Annotated in this window: 20 protein-coding genes and 1 riboswitch; of the genes, 12 read left to right on the forward strand and 8 right to left on the reverse strand. The window is 41.0% G+C overall.

The window, feature by feature from the left end; translation table 11 throughout:
* Positions 1 to 13 precede the first annotated feature (13 nt).
* Both JI665_RS12225 and JI665_RS12230 read right to left on the reverse strand, forming a co-directional pair.
* The gene (locus JI665_RS12225) at positions 14 to 1,027 is read right to left on the reverse strand and encodes an AI-2E family transporter (RefSeq protein WP_244671162.1); all 1,014 of its coding nucleotides are present in this window, start codon (positions 1,025 to 1,027) and stop codon (positions 14 to 16) included.
* A 37-nt stretch (positions 1,028 to 1,064) separates the two neighbouring features.
* Positions 1,065 to 1,370 carry a hypothetical protein gene (locus JI665_RS12230; RefSeq protein WP_206839682.1) on the reverse strand — a complete coding sequence of 102 codons (306 nt, stop codon included), beginning with the start codon at positions 1,368 to 1,370 and terminating at the stop codon, positions 1,065 to 1,067.
* 116 nt (positions 1,371 to 1,486) lie between these two features.
* Between JI665_RS12230 and JI665_RS12235 the strand changes: the two genes are divergently transcribed.
* Positions 1,487 to 2,332, forward strand: a complete 846-nt coding sequence (locus tag JI665_RS12235; RefSeq protein ID WP_206839683.1) for an SDR family oxidoreductase — start codon at positions 1,487 to 1,489, stop codon at positions 2,330 to 2,332.
* A 255-nt stretch (positions 2,333 to 2,587) separates the two neighbouring features.
* On the opposite strand, the gene JI665_RS28570 is transcribed toward JI665_RS12235, so the two are convergent.
* Positions 2,588 to 2,920 (reverse strand): hypothetical protein, encoded by a 333-nt coding sequence (locus JI665_RS28570; protein WP_244671163.1) that lies wholly within the window; start codon positions 2,918 to 2,920, stop codon positions 2,588 to 2,590.
* Positions 2,921 to 3,084: 164 nt separating this feature from the next.
* On the opposite strand from JI665_RS28570, the gene JI665_RS12245 reads away from it, so the two are divergent.
* Positions 3,085 to 4,227, forward strand: a complete 1,143-nt coding sequence (locus JI665_RS12245) for a metallophosphoesterase (protein ID WP_206839684.1) — start codon at positions 3,085 to 3,087, stop codon at positions 4,225 to 4,227.
* A 25-nt stretch (positions 4,228 to 4,252) separates the two neighbouring features.
* On the opposite strand, the gene JI665_RS12250 is transcribed toward JI665_RS12245, so the two are convergent.
* The 5 genes from JI665_RS12250 to pxpB form a co-directional block, all read right to left on the reverse strand.
* Entirely contained in the window at positions 4,253 to 5,044 is a 792-nt protein-coding gene (locus JI665_RS12250; protein ID WP_206839685.1) for a putative hydro-lyase, read from the reverse strand.
* 20 nt (positions 5,045 to 5,064) lie between these two features.
* Complete coding sequence (locus JI665_RS12255) at positions 5,065 to 6,255, reverse strand: NRAMP family divalent metal transporter (protein WP_206839686.1); 1,191 nt, start codon at positions 6,253 to 6,255, stop codon at positions 5,065 to 5,067.
* Positions 6,256 to 6,753: 498 nt separating this feature from the next.
* Complete coding sequence (locus JI665_RS12260) at positions 6,754 to 7,524, reverse strand: LamB/YcsF family protein (protein ID WP_206839687.1); 771 nt, start codon at positions 7,522 to 7,524, stop codon at positions 6,754 to 6,756.
* Position 7,525: 1 nt separating this feature from the next.
* Positions 7,526 to 8,530, reverse strand: coding sequence for a biotin-dependent carboxyltransferase family protein (locus JI665_RS12265; RefSeq protein WP_211202541.1), 1,005 nt, complete (start codon positions 8,528 to 8,530; stop codon positions 7,526 to 7,528).
* Positions 8,527 to 9,237: a 5-oxoprolinase subunit PxpB gene (pxpB, locus tag JI665_RS12270; protein ID WP_206839690.1), complete on the reverse strand. Its 711-nt coding sequence runs from the start codon at positions 9,235 to 9,237 to the stop codon at positions 8,527 to 8,529. Before pxpB ends, JI665_RS12265 begins: the two co-directional genes overlap by 4 nt.
* Positions 9,238 to 9,572: 335 nt before the next feature.
* On the opposite strand from pxpB, the gene JI665_RS12275 reads away from it, so the two are divergent.
* The 10 genes from JI665_RS12275 (at position 9,573) to JI665_RS12320 (ending at position 18,017) form a co-directional block, all read left to right on the forward strand.
* On the forward strand, positions 9,573 to 10,295 hold the full coding sequence (locus JI665_RS12275; RefSeq protein ID WP_206839691.1) for a CBS domain-containing protein: 723 nt from the start codon (positions 9,573 to 9,575) through the stop codon (positions 10,293 to 10,295).
* A gap of 136 nt (positions 10,296 to 10,431) precedes the next feature.
* A riboswitch (PreQ1 riboswitch) is annotated at positions 10,432 to 10,474 on the forward strand.
* Between the two features lie 32 nt (positions 10,475 to 10,506).
* On the forward strand, positions 10,507 to 11,187 hold the full coding sequence (queC, locus tag JI665_RS12280) for a 7-cyano-7-deazaguanine synthase QueC (RefSeq protein ID WP_312886191.1): 681 nt from the start codon (positions 10,507 to 10,509) through the stop codon (positions 11,185 to 11,187).
* A 3-nt stretch (positions 11,188 to 11,190) separates the two neighbouring features.
* A complete protein-coding gene (gene queD, locus JI665_RS12285; RefSeq protein WP_206839694.1) occupies positions 11,191 to 11,667 on the forward strand; it encodes a 6-carboxytetrahydropterin synthase QueD in 477 nt (158 codons plus the stop codon).
* Positions 11,660 to 12,391 carry a 7-carboxy-7-deazaguanine synthase QueE gene (gene queE, locus JI665_RS12290; protein ID WP_206839696.1) on the forward strand — a complete coding sequence of 244 codons (732 nt, stop codon included), beginning with the start codon at positions 11,660 to 11,662 and terminating at the stop codon, positions 12,389 to 12,391. Before queD ends, queE begins: the two co-directional genes overlap by 8 nt.
* Positions 12,392 to 12,541: 150 nt before the next feature.
* A complete protein-coding gene (locus tag JI665_RS12295; protein WP_206839697.1) occupies positions 12,542 to 13,648 on the forward strand; it encodes an ABC transporter ATP-binding protein in 1,107 nt (368 codons plus the stop codon).
* Complete coding sequence (locus tag JI665_RS12300) at positions 13,638 to 14,441, forward strand: ABC transporter permease (RefSeq protein ID WP_206839698.1); 804 nt, start codon at positions 13,638 to 13,640, stop codon at positions 14,439 to 14,441. Before JI665_RS12295 ends, JI665_RS12300 begins: the two co-directional genes overlap by 11 nt.
* Entirely contained in the window at positions 14,441 to 15,244 is an 804-nt protein-coding gene (locus JI665_RS12305; RefSeq protein WP_206839699.1) for an ABC transporter permease, read from the forward strand. The genes JI665_RS12300 and JI665_RS12305 overlap by 1 nt, the downstream gene beginning before the upstream one ends.
* Positions 15,241 to 16,314 carry an ABC transporter substrate-binding protein gene (locus JI665_RS12310; protein WP_206839700.1) on the forward strand — a complete coding sequence of 358 codons (1,074 nt, stop codon included), beginning with the start codon at positions 15,241 to 15,243 and terminating at the stop codon, positions 16,312 to 16,314. The genes JI665_RS12305 and JI665_RS12310 overlap by 4 nt, the downstream gene beginning before the upstream one ends.
* Before the next feature lie 86 nt (positions 16,315 to 16,400).
* On the forward strand, positions 16,401 to 17,174 hold the full coding sequence (locus JI665_RS12315) for a divergent polysaccharide deacetylase family protein (protein WP_206839701.1): 774 nt from the start codon (positions 16,401 to 16,403) through the stop codon (positions 17,172 to 17,174).
* A 690-nt stretch (positions 17,175 to 17,864) separates the two neighbouring features.
* On the forward strand, positions 17,865 to 18,017 hold the full coding sequence (locus JI665_RS12320) for a lmo0937 family membrane protein (RefSeq protein ID WP_206839702.1): 153 nt from the start codon (positions 17,865 to 17,867) through the stop codon (positions 18,015 to 18,017).
* The last annotated feature ends 107 nt before the right edge of the window (positions 18,018 to 18,124 follow it).

Consider the following 18,124-nt stretch of genomic DNA (forward strand, 5'->3'; position numbering starts at 1 on the left):
GTGTGTTTTTAAATTACTGTATTTTCGGCGGATTGCTCTTGACTTCAAGAACATCCAGCATAAACACAAACACTGGTATACCTACGATTAATCCCCAAACACCGAAGAAATGTTCAGAAAAAATCAGGACAATAAAGGTATAAAAGACAGGCAAATCCGTTTTGGAAGACATAAGCTTCGGATTTAAAATATACGCTTCAATGGCGTGGATCACCATAATGACAAGTACTATATAAAATACCTGGATGAATCCGCCGAGAGAATAGGCGATTGTACATAGCGGGACAAGCGAAATGATGACACCCGCAACAGGAATTAATCCCAGCAGGAAAATAAGAATCGACAATCCCATTAGCTGAGGAAAGTCCATGATCCACAGTGCAAGTGTTGTCAGGATGCAATTCACAGTGGCAATGACAAACTGCGCTTCGATTACCTTTCCGAATGTTTGCACAAATTTACTTCCAAAATACTCGATTTCATTATAAAAGTCAGCGATTTTGCTGTGTTTAAATTTCAAGGTGAATTCGATAAGTTTCGGTTTTTCGAGCAGAAAAAACAAACTAAGTATTAGAGACAGCAATACCTGGATGGCAATATGACTAATATCGGAAAAATACTGAAGCAGGAAGGCAAATCCCTGTTCAAGATATTTCGTAATTTCATTTGTTTCGAGCATTTGAACAATATATGTAATTACTATATTGTCATGTTTTTGGGTGTAAAAGCTTTCAACCTGTTTAAACAGCTGTGATATTTCAGATACAATCAAAGGAAGATATTTGATTATCCCTATAGAAAGCAGGCCGATAATTCCCATGTAAAGGGTAATGACAGTCAGTTTTCTATTCAGTTTAAATCTCGAAAGGACAAGCTTCACAAGCCTATCCATCAAAAATGAAAATATGAATGTAATCAGAATTAAATTAATCATGCTCCTCAACAGGTAAAGAGCCAGGACTATAATTCCAAAAATGATGAATCTTTTTATGCCGTTATTATTTAAAAATGATTTAATCGTTTCCAACTTCATTCCTCCACACTTTTTAAGTTTCTTTAAAATTTCAGGAAATGCGGAGATAATTACTCTGGAACATATATGGGATCATATATTGATTACTTCTGTGAATTGCATCGGAGTTTAGTGCCTGAAAATGTGTCCGGTATACTTTATAATAGGTCAGCTTCACCGTTAATTTTACTGGAGCTGCTAAAGTGCTACTCAAAGCAGGGCTTTTTAGGGCAGGTAAATCAATAACAATGGCATTTTCCTTCAGATGTACATTGAAATCAATCGGCTCCTGGCTTTGCTGCACAGATGAAGACAAACCGGATACAAGCAGGAAAATGCTGAAAAATATGTGTGCCACCTTGTTCATCCTCTTATTATCAATATATTTACTATTTTATAATACTTTTTCATTTAATTATATATCTATTTACAGTCGAAATGGAAAAAATCATTACGCAGAAAGGATGATGATAGTTGGATAGGAAATATGCTGCCATTACAGGCTGTTCCAGCGGGTTTGGAGCCTTGATGGCCATTGAGCTCGCAAAGGATGATTTTCAAGTTATTGCAACAATGAGAAACACGGATAAAAGCAATAAGTTAATGGAGAAAGCTAGACAAGAGGGAGTTCATGAACAGATATCCATTCACGAATTGGATGTCACCTCGTCCTCATCCATTGAAATGTTTAAAAACCTGATCCTTCAATTGCCTTCCATTGATGTTCTAATCAATAATGCCGGCTATGCAGGAGCAGGATTTGCGGAAGAAATACCGCTGGAGGAGTATAGAAATCAATTTGAGACAAATGTTTTTGGAACGTTTGCAGTTACTCAGGCGGTTCTGCCATTTATGCGGAAACAAAGAACAGGAACCATCATAAATGTGAGTTCTATAAGCGGAAGAATCGGGTTTCCAGGCTTATCGCCATATGCCGCATCAAAATTTGCTGTAGAGGGATGGAGTGAATCACTTAGACTTGAAATGAAACCGTTTGGCGTAAATGTTGTGCTGATTGAGCCAGGATCCTTCAGGACCGGCATCTGGACAACTGGAAAAAAGATAGCTGAATCATCCTTGAAAAAAGACTCACCTTATTATCCATATATGACAAAAATTCAACATTACCTTGAACAAGGAGAGCCATTTTATGAAGATCCGATAATCGTTGCGAAAAAAGCAGTGAGCATCCTCAGAGAAAAAGAACCTGCACTCAGGTATCCGGCAGGAAAGGGTGTCCGCACAAGAATACGCCTGAAAAACCTTATGAACTGGAAAAGCTGGGAGAAAATCATATTAAAAACTCTCTACAAACAATAATAGTTTTTTTTAAAGTTTTAACTCTAAATTTTATTTAATCTGCTGAGTTGATTGGAGCGGAGAGTACTTGATCCTCGAAAATGCTTATGCATTTTCTTCGTGCGGTGATGATTTACGGAAGACAATTCAATGTACTGCGGGAGGAGAGGGGAATGAGAGATCCCGCAGGCGAACCCGAATAGGCTCTCATTCCTCCCCGCGGAACGTAACGGACATCATTAAAAACTAAAAAAACAGCCTATCATAAAAATAAAATTAACTTATAAACAAATACCCGGTAATAATTATTCCAACGATAAAAAAAGCAAAAGTCCCTGTAAGAAACGGATTGAAATGAATGAAGAAATCCGCTCTTTCTTCTTCATTCATATGAGTCATCAGATTCAGCTTTGAATCTGCAATCACATTATTTGTCCAGGCATCACCCTGTGAAAAAGCAAATAAGCTGAATGCAAAAAGAATAAAGCTGCTGTAGGCAAGAGTATCAAGCAGAGGAAAGTGAAGAAAAAATGAAATACCTGCTGCTAAATTTGATTCTAAAATAAAAAATAACAATGACCAAACCAGGAACTTTTTTTGTTTAACCATGCATGACCTCCTTTTTTCTTTTTCTTTTATAACGAATAGAATGATAAAAAGTTTCAAAATTTTCCTTTTTATCTTCTTTTTACTTAAGTCCCCAATCTCTGATTAATTTTCTTGCATCTAGAGAAAATAAGAAAACTAATCTTTGATCATCTGGGGGAGATGGAATGAAAAAGGGAATGAAAAAATACTTAATCACGCTGTTATTATTCATAGCCCTGCTGATTGTCTGGAACCAGACGGAAGCTGAAGTATCCGGACCGCCAACCATCCATCTGCGCCTGTTGGAAACCACTGATTTGCATGGGAACATGATTGGTTATGATTACGAAGACCGCAGGAAGACAGTGGAGTTTGGGCTTTCAAGAACGGCCAGCTTGATTAAAAAGGCAAGAAATGAGTCGCCTAACTCCCTTCTATTTGATAATGGAGACATTCTTGAAGGGAATGGACTGGATGAATATGCCTATAGAAGCCATCCGCTTGACATGGCTAATGTCCATCCTGTTTTTAAAGCCATGAATACTTTACTTTATGATGCTGCGACGGTGGGAAATCATGAATTTAATTACGGAATTGATTTTATGGAAGAAAGTATCAGGGGAGCTAACTTTCCTTATGTCAATGCCAATATATATGTTGAAGACAGCAATCAGATCGATGAGGATGATCTGAATTATTTTAATCCCTATACCATCATAGAGAAAGAGGTCACAGATACAGCCGGGGAAAAGCATAAGCTGAAAGTTGGAGTCATCGGCTTTATCACACCGATTGTGGCGGAATGGAATAAAGAGTATTTTCGCGGAAACCTTAAAGTGAAAAATATTAAGGAAACTGCCGAGCATTTTATTCCTATTATGAAAAGTAAAGGGGCAGATATCATTGTGGCTCTAGCCCATACCGGTCTCCAATCTGATAAAGGGCTGGATGAAAAAAAGGGCAATTCAGTTCATGCCCTCAGCAAAGTTAAAGGATTAGATGCCATTCTATTCGGGCACAGCCATTCAGTTTTTCCTGTCAAAGATGAACTGCAAAAGCTGCCTGGCATTGACTTAAAGGCTGGTACCATTAACGGGACTGCTGCTGTCCAGGCTGGATACTGGGGCAATCATCTCGGTCTCATCGATTTGAAAATTGTCTTCCAGGATAGCGAATGGAAAGTGAAAAGCAGTGTTTCGTCGATCAGGCCCGTTTACCGGACAATCAATAAAAAAAGCAGGGAAGTCATACCCGCAGACCCAATAATTGAACAGATTATGAAAAAGGATCATCATGATGCCCTTAATTATTTGAAAAATAAAAAGTAAAAGGCGCCCACTGGACGCCTTTTTCCTATAAAACCGAAAATTCTTCATTTTTCAAGTCAGTAATAAACATATGTCCCGGAGCATGAGTAATCATAATCTCCGGCTTCACATGCATGGCGACTGCCTGAGGGGTAACCCCGCAGGCCCAGAAAACTGGTACTTCTCCTTCCTTAATGGTCACAGAGTCTCCAAAATCAGGATGCTGAATATTGTTAATTCCGATTGCTTCAGGATTTCCAATATGGACAGGAGCCCCATGGACAGATGGGAAGCGGCTTGTCACCTGTACAGCTCTAATCGCTTCCTTCTCTGTCATCGGCCGCATACTCACTACCATAGGGCCTTCAAATTGGCCTGCACCCACACACCCAATATTTGTTTTATACATCGGGACATTCCGATTTTCCTCAATATGGCGGATAGGGATATTATTTTTGAGCAATGCGTCTTCGAACGTAAAACTGCAGCCGATCAGAAATGCTACCATATCATCATTCCAATAAGAGGTTATGTCTGAAAGCTCCTCAACGAGCTCTCCGTTTTTATATACCCTGTATTTTGGCAGGTCGGTTCTAATATCAGCATTTGGAGCTGACAGCATTGGCACCGGTGATCCTGGTTCAGTCACATCGATGATTGGACAGGATTTAGGATTACGCTGGCAAAAGAGCAGAAATTCAAAGGCCAGCTCCTTTGGCAATATAGCCAGATTGGCTTGAATAAAGCCATTTGCCATTCCTGCAGTTGGTTTATCCCAATCCTGGACACGGATCAATCTGCGTGCCTCATCGGGATTCAATTGAAAAGGGGAGTTCATATAAAAATCTCCTTTCATGCTTATTTAAATAGCTCAGGGATTCCATTGATTAATGAATAAACCCCCATGTAAGACATGGCAATCACGATAATGACTCCAAAAATCGTCATCCAAAGAGGATGTTTATAATCGCCGACAATTTTGGTTTTATAAGCAGCAATCAGCATTACACCTAATGCAATTGGGAGAATAAGACCGTTTAAGGAACCAACTAAAACCAATATTTTTACCGGTTTTCCGATCAAAACAAAAACAAATGTAGAAATGGCGATAAAACCGACAATGACCCATTTATGATGTTTCTCGACAGCTGGGCTCAATGTCCGAATGAATGATACCGAAGTATAGGCTGCACCGACAACAGAAGTAATGGCAGCTGCCCACATGACTACTCCAAACATCTTATATCCAATATTGCCTGCTGCCAGCTGAAAGACAGAAGCAGGAGGGTTGGATGGATCGAGTGCTAGGCCCTGTGAAACCACACCTAGTGCTGCAAGGAACAGGAAGATACGCATAATGGATGCGATCCCGATTGCACTGACAGAGCTCTTCGTGACTTCCGGAAGAGCTTCTTTTCCTTTGACTCCAGCATCAATTAAGCGATGCCCGCCCGCGAAGGTAATATAACCGCCAACCGTTCCGCCTACAAGCGTAATAATGGCCAGGATATCAATTTTATCCGGCACAAACGTTTTGACAACAGCTTCACCAACAGGTGGCTGTGCCGTAAACATTACGTAAAGAGTTAATCCAATCATGACAAACCCTAAAATCTGTGTGAAACGGTCCATTAATCTGCCCGCTTCTTTTACAAGGAAGATGCCGATTGCCAAAATTCCGCTTAAAAGGGCGCCCATTTCAGGGGATATGCCGAAAATAACATTTGTACCTAACCCGGCACCGGCAATATTCCCAATATTAAAAGCAAGACCGCCCATGACAATCAGGGCAGCAAGGAAATGACCAAGACCCGGAAGAACATCATTGGCAATATCCTGTGCGCGCTTTTCAGAAACGGCAATGATTCGCCAGATATTCATCTGTGCTCCAATATCAATAATAATAGAAATTAAAATGACAAACCCAAAACTCGCAAGCAGGGTTTCTGTAAATACTGTTGTTTGTGTCAGAAAGCCTGGTCCAATGGCAGAAGTGGCCATAAGGAATGCGGCACCAAGCAGTAGACTGGCATTTGATTGCTTTTTCATTCATTTTCCCCCAATAATTCTATTTGTGGTTATCTGTCGTGCTTTTTTACTTTGCACCAACACTATTAGTCTGATTGAGCTTCATTCGAAATTGCTTATACAGCTCCAGAGGAACTATACCCCCTGATAAATGCCATTGGCGCTTGCTTATTCGGCTTCAACGGAACTATTCCGGGCGATAAGTGCCATTGGCGCTTGCTTATTCGACTTCAGCGGAACCATTCCGGGTGATAAGTGCCATTGGCGCTTACTTATTCGGCTTCAACGGAACTATTCCGGGTGATAAGTGCCATTGGCGCTTGAATTATTCAGCTTCAAAAGAACTATTCCCGACAGTCGCCAGTGAATGCCTTCACACTATCTTATCAAAATTCATTTGGACTATTTCAAGCCGATGAGAACATTCGAATCTCTGCAATAAATAGCTTGATTTATACGGTCATTCAGGAGCATATAAGCAGCAGCACCAATTTTACATTATCTCCATTAATACCTATTTTATTTCAAAAACTCGCTGATTTTTGCTACCTGAATTCCCGCTTCATTCAATGCCTTCGGAATGTATTGAGCAAATTCAAGTGCGCTTTCCCCGTCACCATGGATGCATATTGTATTGGCCTCAATGGAAACATCAGTGCCCTGGACAGAATGAACTTTTCCTTCCTTGACCATGCGGATTACCTGATTTACAGCTGCGCTATGATCTGTAATAAGTGCATTGTTTTCCCTTCTTGAAGTGAGGGATCCATCTTCCTGGTATGTACGGTCTGAGAACACTTCATTTGCAGAGCGGAGTCCAATTTTCCTTCCGGCTTTTACTAATTCACTTCCTGAGAGCCCGAAAAGAATCAGTTCAGGATCCACTTTATAGACCGCTTCTGCGATTGCTTCAGATAACGGTGCGCTTTTTGAGGCCATGTTGAACAATGCACCGTGCGGTTTTACGTGCTGAAGCTTTCCGCCTTCTGATGTAACAAAAGCGTTCAAAGCGCCAATTTGATAAACCACTAAGTCATAAGCTTCCTGAGGGGTTATATTTATATCCCTCCGGCCGAATCCATGCAGATCCTGGAGCCCCGGATGGACACCCAGGCCAACATTCTTCTTTAGTGCCATCTTAACTGTTTTTCGCATGGTCGCAGGGTCGCCGGCATGAAAGCCGCATGCAATATTTGCAGAAGTAATATAATCAAGAATTTCCTCATCGCGCCCCATCTTGTAAGAGCCAAAGCTTTCTCCCATATCACAATTAATGTCTACAATGTGCATCTTAATTTCCTCCTCTGGTTTTTAAAAATATGCCTTGCTTTAATTCCTTTAATTTTATTTCTCTATTAATTAATAACTGCTGAGCCTCTTCATTTGATATTTCTGCAAAACTTAAGGAATCTCCGGGTTTGGCCTGCGCCAGAAGAGGGAGATCGACAGCAGCAACCTGTCCAATTTTTGGGTACCCCCCCGTTGTTTGCCGGTCAGCCAGCAATACAATCGGATTTCCATCCGGAGGAACTTGAATGGAACCAAAGTTTACGGCTTCAGATATTTGCTCAGCATGTTCTGATAGCGAAAGGGAAGGGCCATTTAGTCTGTATCCCATCCTGTCCGATTGTGAGGTCACTTCAAAGGCGTGTTTAAAAAGCTGAACCTGGCTTTCCTCAGAAAATAAATCAAATTGGCGGCCCCTTGTTATTCTGATTTCTGCCGCTGTGTCCGGTATTAGTTCTGATGCAATACCCCAGTCGTTTTCAACAAAAGGCCTATTAAGAATCTGTTTTGACAAATACTCCGTTATGTTCAATGACTGGAGAGAGGGTTTGCCGGTTTCCAGCAGGTCTCCTGACTTTAATGCTCTGCCTTTATAGCCGCCAATGCCTGCTCTCAGGTAAGTGGATTTGCTGTTCATTACTTCAGGAACGGCGAATCCGCCCGCAGCAGCCAGATAGGCCCGGCACCCTTTACGGCACCTGCCGAATTTTAGTTCACTGCCTTTTTTCACAAAAAGGGATCTCCATGTTCGAACAGGCTGGCCATTGATGGAAGGGGAAAGGTCCCCGCCGCAAATCGAAATGAGTATATCTTCTTCAAATGTTAGAACTGGACCCATCATCGTTATTTCTAAAACAGGATCATTTTCATCGTTTCCAGCCAGCAGATTGGCCATCCGGTGTGAAAAAGGATCCATAGACCCGCTGGAAATCACGCCATACTTTTGATAGCCGGTTCTCCCAAGATCCTGGATGCTTGAAAGGAGTCCAGGCTTTAAAACGTTAATCATTGCTCCGTCTCCTCCCAATGATGGTATTCTTCCAGACTTATTGGCTTGAATTTGATATGGTCGCCTGCTTTCAGGAGGGTAGGGGAGTGATCGGTCGGCCGAAACAATTTAACAGGAGTACGCCCAATCAGCTGCCAGCCTCCTGGCGTCTCAATGGGGTAAATTCCTGTCTGCATCCCGGCAATCCCTACCGTTCTCTCGGGAATCTTTAAACGCGGTGTATCGCGTCTTGGTGCCGCAATTTGTTCTGACATTCCGCCAATAAAAGGGAACCCTGGTGCGAATCCAATCATATAGACCAGATAACTGCCTGAAGAGTGAATTTCAATTACTTCTTCAGGGGTAATCCCATTATGTGCCGCAACAAAATCAAGATCCGGCCCAAATTTCCCGCCATAGCAAACCGGGATCTCAACGATTTGAGGTTCCGGCAAATCATTTTCCTTCAGCTCTTCAATAAGCGGTTTTATCAGTGAACACACGAAATCAAACGGGAGCTGTCCGTTTGAAAGCTGAAAGGCCTCAATTGGATTATAAAAAATGGTTACAGTTGTGTAAGCAGGTATGTATTCAATCATCCATTCGGGAGGATGTTTTTCGAGAAAGGCAGTCAGCGACTGAACTTTCTGATGTGTTTCCAGGCTGATTTCTGTCCCAAGCTCAATAAGAACAGCGTCATCCCCCAAGGGGTGTAAAGTGTATCTCATGATTTCACCAGCTTTCATAGTATATTTGTTGACCTGAGGAATAAAATATTATTCGGTAATAATAAATATTCATTTTCGTTCAGAAGAAATACATACAATATTCTTTCCTAAAAAAAGGTAAAGTCATGTTTTTTAACGCTAGAACGAAAAAATTTATTAGTAAAGTTATATATTTATGCAATGTCCCCAGCTAAAGAATATAATATTCTATAATAGACTGAAAATTCTATTTGTGCAAATTATTCTTTTAGCAGGCGAACCAATATCTTCAAAGTTTATTTGGTCCATCATTTTGGGAATAGAGGAGGTACATTACCATTTAGGGAGAGATCAAATTGGAAGAAGCTATAGAAAAAAACTTATCAGAAAGGTTTGAGGCTGCCTTTAACCGTATTCACAAGGCCTTAAAACAATCTGCTAAAAACGCCAGAACAGATAAATTTTATAAACTTATAGAAATACAGAAAAATCATTCGCTGATTCGATTATACGAAGAAGATTTGCACCAGTTTGCCAAGCTGCGAAATGCTATTGTTCATGAAAAAATAGACCTTGATTACTATATTGCGGAGCCTCATTTCAAGACGGTAGAGAAGATTGAAAGAATTGCCGGCTATTTTGAAAAGCCTAAAACCGCCCTCTCCATAGCTGCAACCCCGGTATTTTATTTCTATGAAGATGGCAAGCTAACTGATGTACTGGCCATCATCAACAAATTTTCACACTCCCAATTCCCGATTTACTCGAGAAATGACGAATACTCATGGATATTAACTTCTGCGGATATCGTGAAATGGATGGCTGAGCACTTTACTGAAGAAACAATCCAGTTGAAAAAGGTGAAAATAAAAGAGCTTTTCAACAAGAAATCAAAACATAAAATCTCTTTTGCCGGCAAGGATACATCTATCTTTGAATTAGAGGATACATTTGAGGAATCCAGAAATAAAAATGAAAAGCTTGAAGGGATCATTGTTACCGAGAATGGAAAGCCGACTGAAAAACCAAAAGGCATGATTACAGCCTGGGACCTCCTGGAAGCCGATTCCGAAAATTAAAACGCAAAAAAGTGCAAGCAATAGCTGCACTTTTTTTTGGAATAGTTAAACTTTTTTGCTGTATATATTAAAACCTTCTAAAATGCCAATAAAGATGATAATATTAACTGATAGTTCAATAGCAAAATCCGTGTACACGGTAGAGGTTCTAGCTACCCTCTTTAAAAAACTAAGGAAAACAGGTCTGCTTTCTTAGTGGTCCTGTTTTTCTATTTTAAAGGAGAATATTAATATGAAAAATGATAAAGCGATCGTTGTGTTCAGCGGCGGCCAGGATAGTACAACTTGCTTATTCTGGGCAAAGGAACGTTTTGCAGAAGTGGAAGCAGTCACTTTTAATTATAATCAGCGTCATAAGCTGGAGATAGAATGTGCACAGCAAATAGCAAAAGAGCTGGGGATCAGGCACCATATTCTGGATATGTCCCTATTGAATCAGCTGGCACCAAATGCACTGACCCGGGATGAAATTGAAGTAAAGGACGGAGCGGAAGGCGGGCTGCCATCCACATTTGTGCCTGGGAGAAACCTTTTATTTCTGTCATTTGCAGGTGTCCTGGCCAGTCAGACTAATGCAAAGCATATTATAACCGGGGTGTGTGAAACAGATTTCAGCGGCTATCCTGACTGCAGAGATATGTTTATAAAATCATTGAATGTCACACTTAATCTATCAATGGATGCCCAGTTTGTAATCCATACACCTTTAATGTGGCTTAACAAAGCTGAGACATGGAAGCTGGCAGATGAATTAAATGCCCTTGAATATGTGCGTGAGAAAACCCTGACATGCTATAACGGAATTCCGGCTGATGGCTGCGGTGAGTGTCCTGCATGCCATTTAAGGAAAAATGGCCTTGAAGAATACCTCAAAGAAAAGGAGGAGCTTTAAGCCATGTACGGTTTCAGGATTGTTGAAAAACTGCAGAAAATTAATGAGGATATTAAACCCGATCAGCTGAAATACCATCATAAGCGTGTAATGGTCAGCAAGGAATTCACTTTTGATTCAGCCCATCATCTGCATTGCTATGAAGGCAAATGCAAAAACCTGCATGGGCACACATACAAGGTGATTTTTGGCCTAAGCGGATTCGTGGATAACAGAGGGTTAATGATTGATTTCGGAGACATTAAAGAAATCTGGAAAAACGAAATTGAAATATTCCTTGACCACAAGTATCTGAATGAAACGCTGCCGCCAATGAATACGACCGCAGAGAATATGGTTGTCTGGATTTATGAAAAAATGGCAGAAAGCCTCCAAAACAGAAAAGAGCAATATAGCGGTGCAAGAGTCGAATTTGTGCGCCTTTTTGAAACTCCTACAAGCTATGCGGAAGCAAGAAGGGAGTGGATGGAGGTTGAGTAAAGTTCCTGTTCTCGAGATATTTGGGCCGACCATTCAGGGTGAAGGGATGGTGATCGGCCAGAAAACGATGTTCGTCCGTACAGCAGGATGTGATTATTCGTGCAGCTGGTGTGATTCCTCCTTTACCTGGGATGGAAGTGCAAAAGACAGCATCCGCCAGATGGAGCCGGATGAAATCTGGAAGGAGCTCAAAGAGCTTGGCGGCGATGGATTTTCCTTTGTGACAATATCCGGAGGTAATCCTGCTCTTTTAAAAAATTTGAGTGAATTCATTTCTTTGCTGAAAGCGGAGAAAATTAAGATTTGCCTGGAAACTCAGGGAAGCCGATGGCAGGATTGGTTTTATGAAATTGATGAACTGACCCTTTCCCCAAAACCGCCAAGCTCAGGCATGGATACAGACTTTGATGTTCTCGATTATATTGTGAATAATCTTCAGACCAAAAGAAAGGCTGGCCAGCAGTTCTCACTGAAGATTGTTGTTTTTGATGATAAGGATTATGAGTATGCAAAAAACGTTCATAAGCGCTATCCCGGTGTTCCGTTTTATCTGCAGGTGGGAAATGATGATACCGTTACAGCTGATGATCGAAATTTGCTGCAGAGATTGCTTGACAAATATGATTGGCTAATTGAAAAAACGATACATGACAGTGATTTGAAGGATGTGAAAGTACTTCCGCAGCTGCATACCTATGTATGGGGCAATAAGCGCGGAGTATAACATAAATAAACCCCGCATCAAAGGATGCGGGGTTTATTTATGTTAAGTATATACAACAATTTATGTCAGATTCCGGGAAATATATGATATTATACGTTTGAACTTAACATTACATAAGTGCTGTAAATTTCGATAGATAGGGAGAGTTAGATGACAGATAACACTATTATTCGGTTTAATTCCGTTACTAAAAGATATGATAATGACCCGCCAGTTTTAAAGGATGTCAGCTTTGAAATTGAACGCGGGAAGTTCTATACCCTTTTAGGGCCATCGGGCTGCGGGAAAACGACCATATTGCGATTGATTGCCGGCTTTACTGAACCTTCTGAGGGGGACATTTATTTTAATGGAAGAATAATAAATAATGTTCCAGCCAACAAAAGGCAAGTAAATACTGTTTTTCAGGATTACGCTCTATTTCCGCATCTGAATGTGTATGAAAATATTGCATTCGGCTTAAAAATCAAAAAAATGAAGAAAGCGGATATTGAGAAGAAAGTTAAAGAAGCGTTAAAATTTGTGAACCTTGAAGGCTACGAAAATCGTGAAATTAAAGAAATGTCAGGGGGACAGCGACAGCGTGTTGCCATCGCGCGTGCGATTGTCAATGAACCAGAGGTTATTCTCCTGGATGAACCTTTGTCTGCACTTGATTTAAAGCTGCGGACCGAAATGCAATATGAACTGAGGGAACTGCAGAGAAATCTGGGCATTACGTTTATTTTTGTCACACATGACCAGGAAGAAGCTTTGGCCATGTCAGATGAAATTTTCGTGCTTAACAGCGGAAGCATCGAGCAAAGCGGAACTCCTACTGATATATATGACGAGCCGATTAATCGTTTTGTAGCAGATTTTATTGGGGAATCCAATATTGTTGCCGGAACGATGATCCAGGATTATCAGGTAAAGTTTGCCGGCAAATTATTTGAGTGTGTTGATGGCGGCTTTGAGCCAAATGAAGATGTTGAGATCGTCATCCGGCCTGAAGATCTGGCTATTACCGCACCGGAAGATGGGAAACTGAAAGTGAAAGTTGACTCACAGCTCTTTAGGGGAGTCCACTATGAGATCAGCTGCTATGACAGCGATGACAATGAGTGGCTGGTCCATTCAACCAAAAAGGCGACAGTCGGGGATCAAATTGGCCTTCATTTCGACCCCGAAGCAATACACGTCATGAGACATGGGGAAACAGAAGAGGAATTTGATAAGCGTCTTGAAGCTTATGAAGAGGGAAGCCATGAGAACTAATTCCCGCAACTTTTATTTAATTCCTTATGTCCTGTGGATTGCTCTCTTTGTTGTAGCTCCATTGCTTCTAGTTCTGTATTATTCTTTTTTTGATATTGAAGGGCAATTCACTTTGGAGAATTATAGAAAGTTCTTTACACCCGTTTATTTAAAAATGACCCTAAGCTCCTTTTGGTATGCCTTTTTAATTACATTATTTTCATTGCTGATCGCTTATCCGACGGCCTATTTGCTTACTAAGACTAAACATAAGCAGCTGTGGCTCTTATTCATTATCCTGCCATCGTGGATTAATTTGCTTTTGAAAGCTTATGCTTTTCTGGGCATCTTTGGTACATATGGGGCAGCGAATGCTTTTTTGGATGCGATGGGAATAGGGGGCAGGCAAATTCTGTTCACTGATTTCAGCTTTATCTTTGTGTCGGTATATATCTTCCTTCCTTTTATGATTTTGCCGATATTTAATTCTTTGGATGAACTGAATCCAACCCTTCTTGATGCTTCCAATGATTTAGGCGGGTCTTCCTGGGTAACATTTAAACGTGTCATTTTTCCATTGACACTTGATGGGGTAAAAGCGGGATGCCAGATCGTCTTTATCCCTGCACTGTCTTTATTCATGCTGACAAGGCTGATTGCAGGAAACCGTGTCATCACTCTTGGAACAGCCATTGAACAGCATTTCCTTGTGACACAGGACTGGGGAATGGGCTCGACCATTGCTGTATTCCTGATTATCGCAATGGTAATCATTATGTTGCTGACAGGCCGAAGAAAGCGGGGGATCTTATAATGAAAAAGAACAGGAAATGGCCGGCGTTTTATTTGGCTTTTATTTTTATCATCCTGTACGCCCCGATTTTTTACTTGATATTTTATTCATTCAACAGCGGAGGGACCATGTATCAATTCGAAGGCTTCACCTTGGATTGGTATCGGGAGCTGTTTGCTGATAGCCGATTGCTCATCATTGTCCTTAATACCGTTATTATTGCCCTTTTATCTGCAGCTATTTCGACGATTATTGGAGTAGCTGGAGCACTTGCCATTGCCTATGCCAGAAAACGCAGAGTGAAAAACACGCTTCTTTCACTGAATAATGTGCTGATTGTCAGTCCGGATGTCATTATTGGAGCCTCGTTTTTGATTCTGTTTACAATGATCGGGCTTAAGCTTGGATTTGTATCTGTTTTGCTTGCACACATAGCATTTAGTGTTCCAATTGTCGTGCTGATGGTTTTGCCTAAAATAGAGGAAATGAGCTCATCCATGATTTATGCAGCCATGGATCTTGGGGCAAGCAGGTTTGATGTGCTCACTAAGGTCATTCTCCCTTATATTACTCCTGGAATTTTCGCTGGCTTTTTTATGGCCCTGACGTATTCCCTCGATGATTTTGCCGTAACTTTCTTTGTTACAGGCAACGGCTTTACCACTTTGTCTGTTGAGATTTATTCACTGGCAAGACGGGGAGTTTCTTTAAATATCAATGCTTTATCTGCTTTGCTTTTCCTATTTACAATCATTCTCGTTACTGGCTATTACTTTATTACGAAACGAAATGAGAAGCCGAATGGAATGGGGGTAAGGCAATGAAGAAGCTTGTTCAGGCGCTCGCTGCCGTTTTAATTGTTTCATTTGCCTTGTTGTACATCGTTTTAAGGCTGAATTCCTCCCAGGGCTACACAAGCGGCAATACTTTGACCATTTTTAACTGGGGCGACTATATAGATGCAGAGCTGGTGGAAAAGTTCGAACAGGAAACAGGCATAAAAGTCATCTATGAGACATTCGATTCCAATGAAGCGATGATGACGAAAATTGAACAGGGCGGCACAGCTTATGATATTGCTGTTCCATCTGAATATGCTATTGAAAAAATGAAAGAGGAAGACCTTTTATTGCCGGTCGACCATTCGAAAATTCCGAATCTGAAATATATAGATCAGCGTTTTATGGACCTGCCTTTTGATTCGGGGAACAAATATTCGATTCCCTATTTCTGGGGCACAGTTGGAATTCTTTATAACACGGATATTTTAGGAGATAAAAAAATCACAAGCTGGAATGATTTATGGGACCCTGAATTTAAGAATCAGATCCTGCTGATAGACGGGGCAAGGGAAGTAATGGGCATGGGTCTCAACAGTCTTCATTATTCCCTGAATGACAAAAATACAGACCATTTGATCGAAGCTAAAGAAAAGCTCGATCGTCTTACACCTAACATTAAAGCTATTGTGGGTGACGAAATCAGAATGCTGATGGAAAATGATGAAGCCGGCATTGGCGTGGTATGGTCAGGTACGGCACAGGAGCTTATGTGGGAGAAGGATAATCTGGAATATGTGCTTCCGAATGAAGGCTCCAATCTTTGGTTTGATAATATGGTCATCCCTAAAACTGCCAAAAATCCGGAAGCGGCCCACCAGTTCATGAATTTTATCCTTGACCCGGAAAATGCGGCACAAAATACAGAATACGTTGGATATTCAACGCCGAATAAAGAAGCACTGAAATATATGGACGAAGAAACAATCTCAGATGAACGATTCTATCCGGATGAAGAAATGACAGCCCGGCTGGAGGTATATGAGAATCTGGGAAAAAGGATGCTTGCTTATTATAATGAGCTTTTCCTTGAGTTTAAAATGCATTCAAAGTAATGTACTGCCAGGATTAATTCCTGGCAGTTTTTGCATTGGAACTGATTAAATGATTCAGGGAATACTAGCCAAAAGGAGGATGGAAAATGAAAATATTCTTCAGCATATATTTATTGATTTTTTCATTCGCAAGTATAGGAACTCACACAACTTCTGCCCCAGTAAAACCTGAATTGGCGATTGTCATTGATGATCTTGGAAACAACATGAAGGGAACAGCAGAAATGATGGAGCTTCCGGTGACCTTAACGGTTGCCATCATGCCTTTCATGCCAACGACAAAAGAAGATGCACAACTGGCAAGCAAAAATGGGCATGAAGTGATCGTTCATATGCCGATGGAGCCGAAAAGAGGAAAGAGGAGCTGGCTTGGGCCTGGGGCCATCACAACAGATTTAACCGATGAAGAAATCCGCCGCAGGGTGGAGAGTGCCATTAAAGAGGTGCCTCATGCGGTCGGGATGAATCACCATATGGGTTCAAGAGCCACTGAAAATGAGCGGGTCATGAGAATTGTCCTGGAAGTATGCAAAGAACACGGATTATTTTATCTCGACAGCAAAACAACCGGCAAAAGTGTAGTCGGGAAACTGGCGAATGAATTGGGTGTACCATATGTTGAAAACAATATTTTCTTTGATGATATCTACACTACTGCCCATATCACAAAACAGGCAGACAGACTCGCTGAAAAACTGGTGAAAAATGAACGCATCATCGCAATCGGCCATGTTGGCATCACAGGAACAAAGATGGTAAATGTGCTTAAAGAGTATATACCTGTTTATAAAAAGAAAGCAGAAATAGTGCCGCTGTCAGAACTGATTCCAGGCTATGAACTTATTGACGAAGGACCTTGAACTAAAGCTTAAGCTCCTGATCAGATGAACTTCCACTAAAAACCGCCACGTCCTGTGGCGAACGTTGAAGCCAGCACATCCTGTGCAAGTCCGACAGGCATATGACGAATCACGCAGGAAACCTTCCAAAGCAAGCTTTGGTCGGGCGATGTATCCGTTGACGAAGCGTTCCTTGTCCTAATTTCTGGAGTGATTTGGCTTATGACCCGAGGGGCTAGGCGCTGGAGATAGATGCAATCTTTCCACAGAGGGATTCACACTGTTCCATCCTATTAATAAAAGCTGCAAGCCTGGTGTGGTTTGCAGCTTTGTTCATGGTGTGTAATAAAACGGTGTAATGGTGAAATACGGTTTAAATCCTAAAAGGTGGCCGCCCACATTCCGGTCTGGTTAGTCCCGCAACGAAGCGATGTTAGAAGAGGTGGGCGACCGTGAATATAGTATATGCAGTGATGCAAAAAGGATGCAGCAAAACTTCCTTGAATACAGGAAGGTTTTGTATAATCTTGCTGCAAAAGTGCTTGAACATGAAATACTTTCTGAATAGAAGTATCCATTCTTTGCAAAATATAACATTGTCAGAACTGTAAAAAGTGGGGCAATGTTTTTTTGTGTTTTTCAATTACTCATGAATTAGTCCCGATTGTAAGGGGTATGTAAATAATAAATCAACAGGAAGGAGTGAATTGCATGCTTTGGACTATAGCAGGTATTCTGCTTGTATTATGGATACTCGGATTAATATTTAAAATAGCGGGAGGCATCATTCATATACTGCTTGTAATAGCAGCGATCATCATTGTTGTAAACTTTATAAGAGGCCGTGCATCCGGCAGGGGATAAATGAAAAAAGCCTTCAGTTTTTTGGAGGCTTTTTTCTGTGGTTTATTTTTAAGTTAATGTTTTGATTCATCACCAACCTGTGCTGTCGAGCATTAATTTTCGGCAGG

This window comes from Bacillus sp. NTK034 (genome assembly GCF_017303275.1).
In the GTDB taxonomy this organism is placed as follows: Bacteria; Bacillota; Bacilli; order Bacillales; family Cytobacillaceae; genus Cytobacillus.

Bases quoted from the DNA above. Each gene is read 5' to 3' on its own strand.
- JI665_RS12320 (WP_206839702.1), top strand. From the start codon at position 17,865: ATGCTTTGGACTATAGCAGGTATTCTGCTTGTATTATGGATACTCGGA.
- JI665_RS12255 (WP_206839686.1), bottom strand. From the start codon at position 6,255: ATGAAAAAGCAATCAAATGCCAGTCTACTGCTTGGTGCCGCATTCCTT.
- JI665_RS12245 (WP_206839684.1), top strand. From the start codon at position 3,085: ATGAAAAAGGGAATGAAAAAATACTTAATCACGCTGTTATTATTCATA.
- pxpB (WP_206839690.1), bottom strand. From the start codon at position 9,237: ATGAGATACACTTTACACCCCTTGGGGGATGACGCTGTTCTTATTGAG.
- JI665_RS12260 (WP_206839687.1), bottom strand. From the start codon at position 7,524: ATGCACATTGTAGACATTAATTGTGATATGGGAGAAAGCTTTGGCTCT.
- JI665_RS12295 (WP_206839697.1), top strand. From the start codon at position 12,542: ATGACAGATAACACTATTATTCGGTTTAATTCCGTTACTAAAAGATAT.
- JI665_RS12265 (WP_211202541.1), bottom strand. From the start codon at position 8,530: ATGATTAACGTTTTAAAGCCTGGACTCCTTTCAAGCATCCAGGATCTT.
- JI665_RS12300 (WP_206839698.1), top strand. From the start codon at position 13,638: ATGAGAACTAATTCCCGCAACTTTTATTTAATTCCTTATGTCCTGTGG.
- JI665_RS12305 (WP_206839699.1), top strand. From the start codon at position 14,441: ATGAAAAAGAACAGGAAATGGCCGGCGTTTTATTTGGCTTTTATTTTT.
- JI665_RS28570 (WP_244671163.1), bottom strand. From the start codon at position 2,920: ATGGTTAAACAAAAAAAGTTCCTGGTTTGGTCATTGTTATTTTTTATT.
- JI665_RS12315 (WP_206839701.1), top strand. From the start codon at position 16,401: ATGAAAATATTCTTCAGCATATATTTATTGATTTTTTCATTCGCAAGT.
- JI665_RS12310 (WP_206839700.1), top strand. From the start codon at position 15,241: ATGAAGAAGCTTGTTCAGGCGCTCGCTGCCGTTTTAATTGTTTCATTT.
- JI665_RS12250 (WP_206839685.1), bottom strand. From the start codon at position 5,044: ATGAACTCCCCTTTTCAATTGAATCCCGATGAGGCACGCAGATTGATC.
- queD (WP_206839694.1), top strand. From the start codon at position 11,191: ATGTACGGTTTCAGGATTGTTGAAAAACTGCAGAAAATTAATGAGGAT.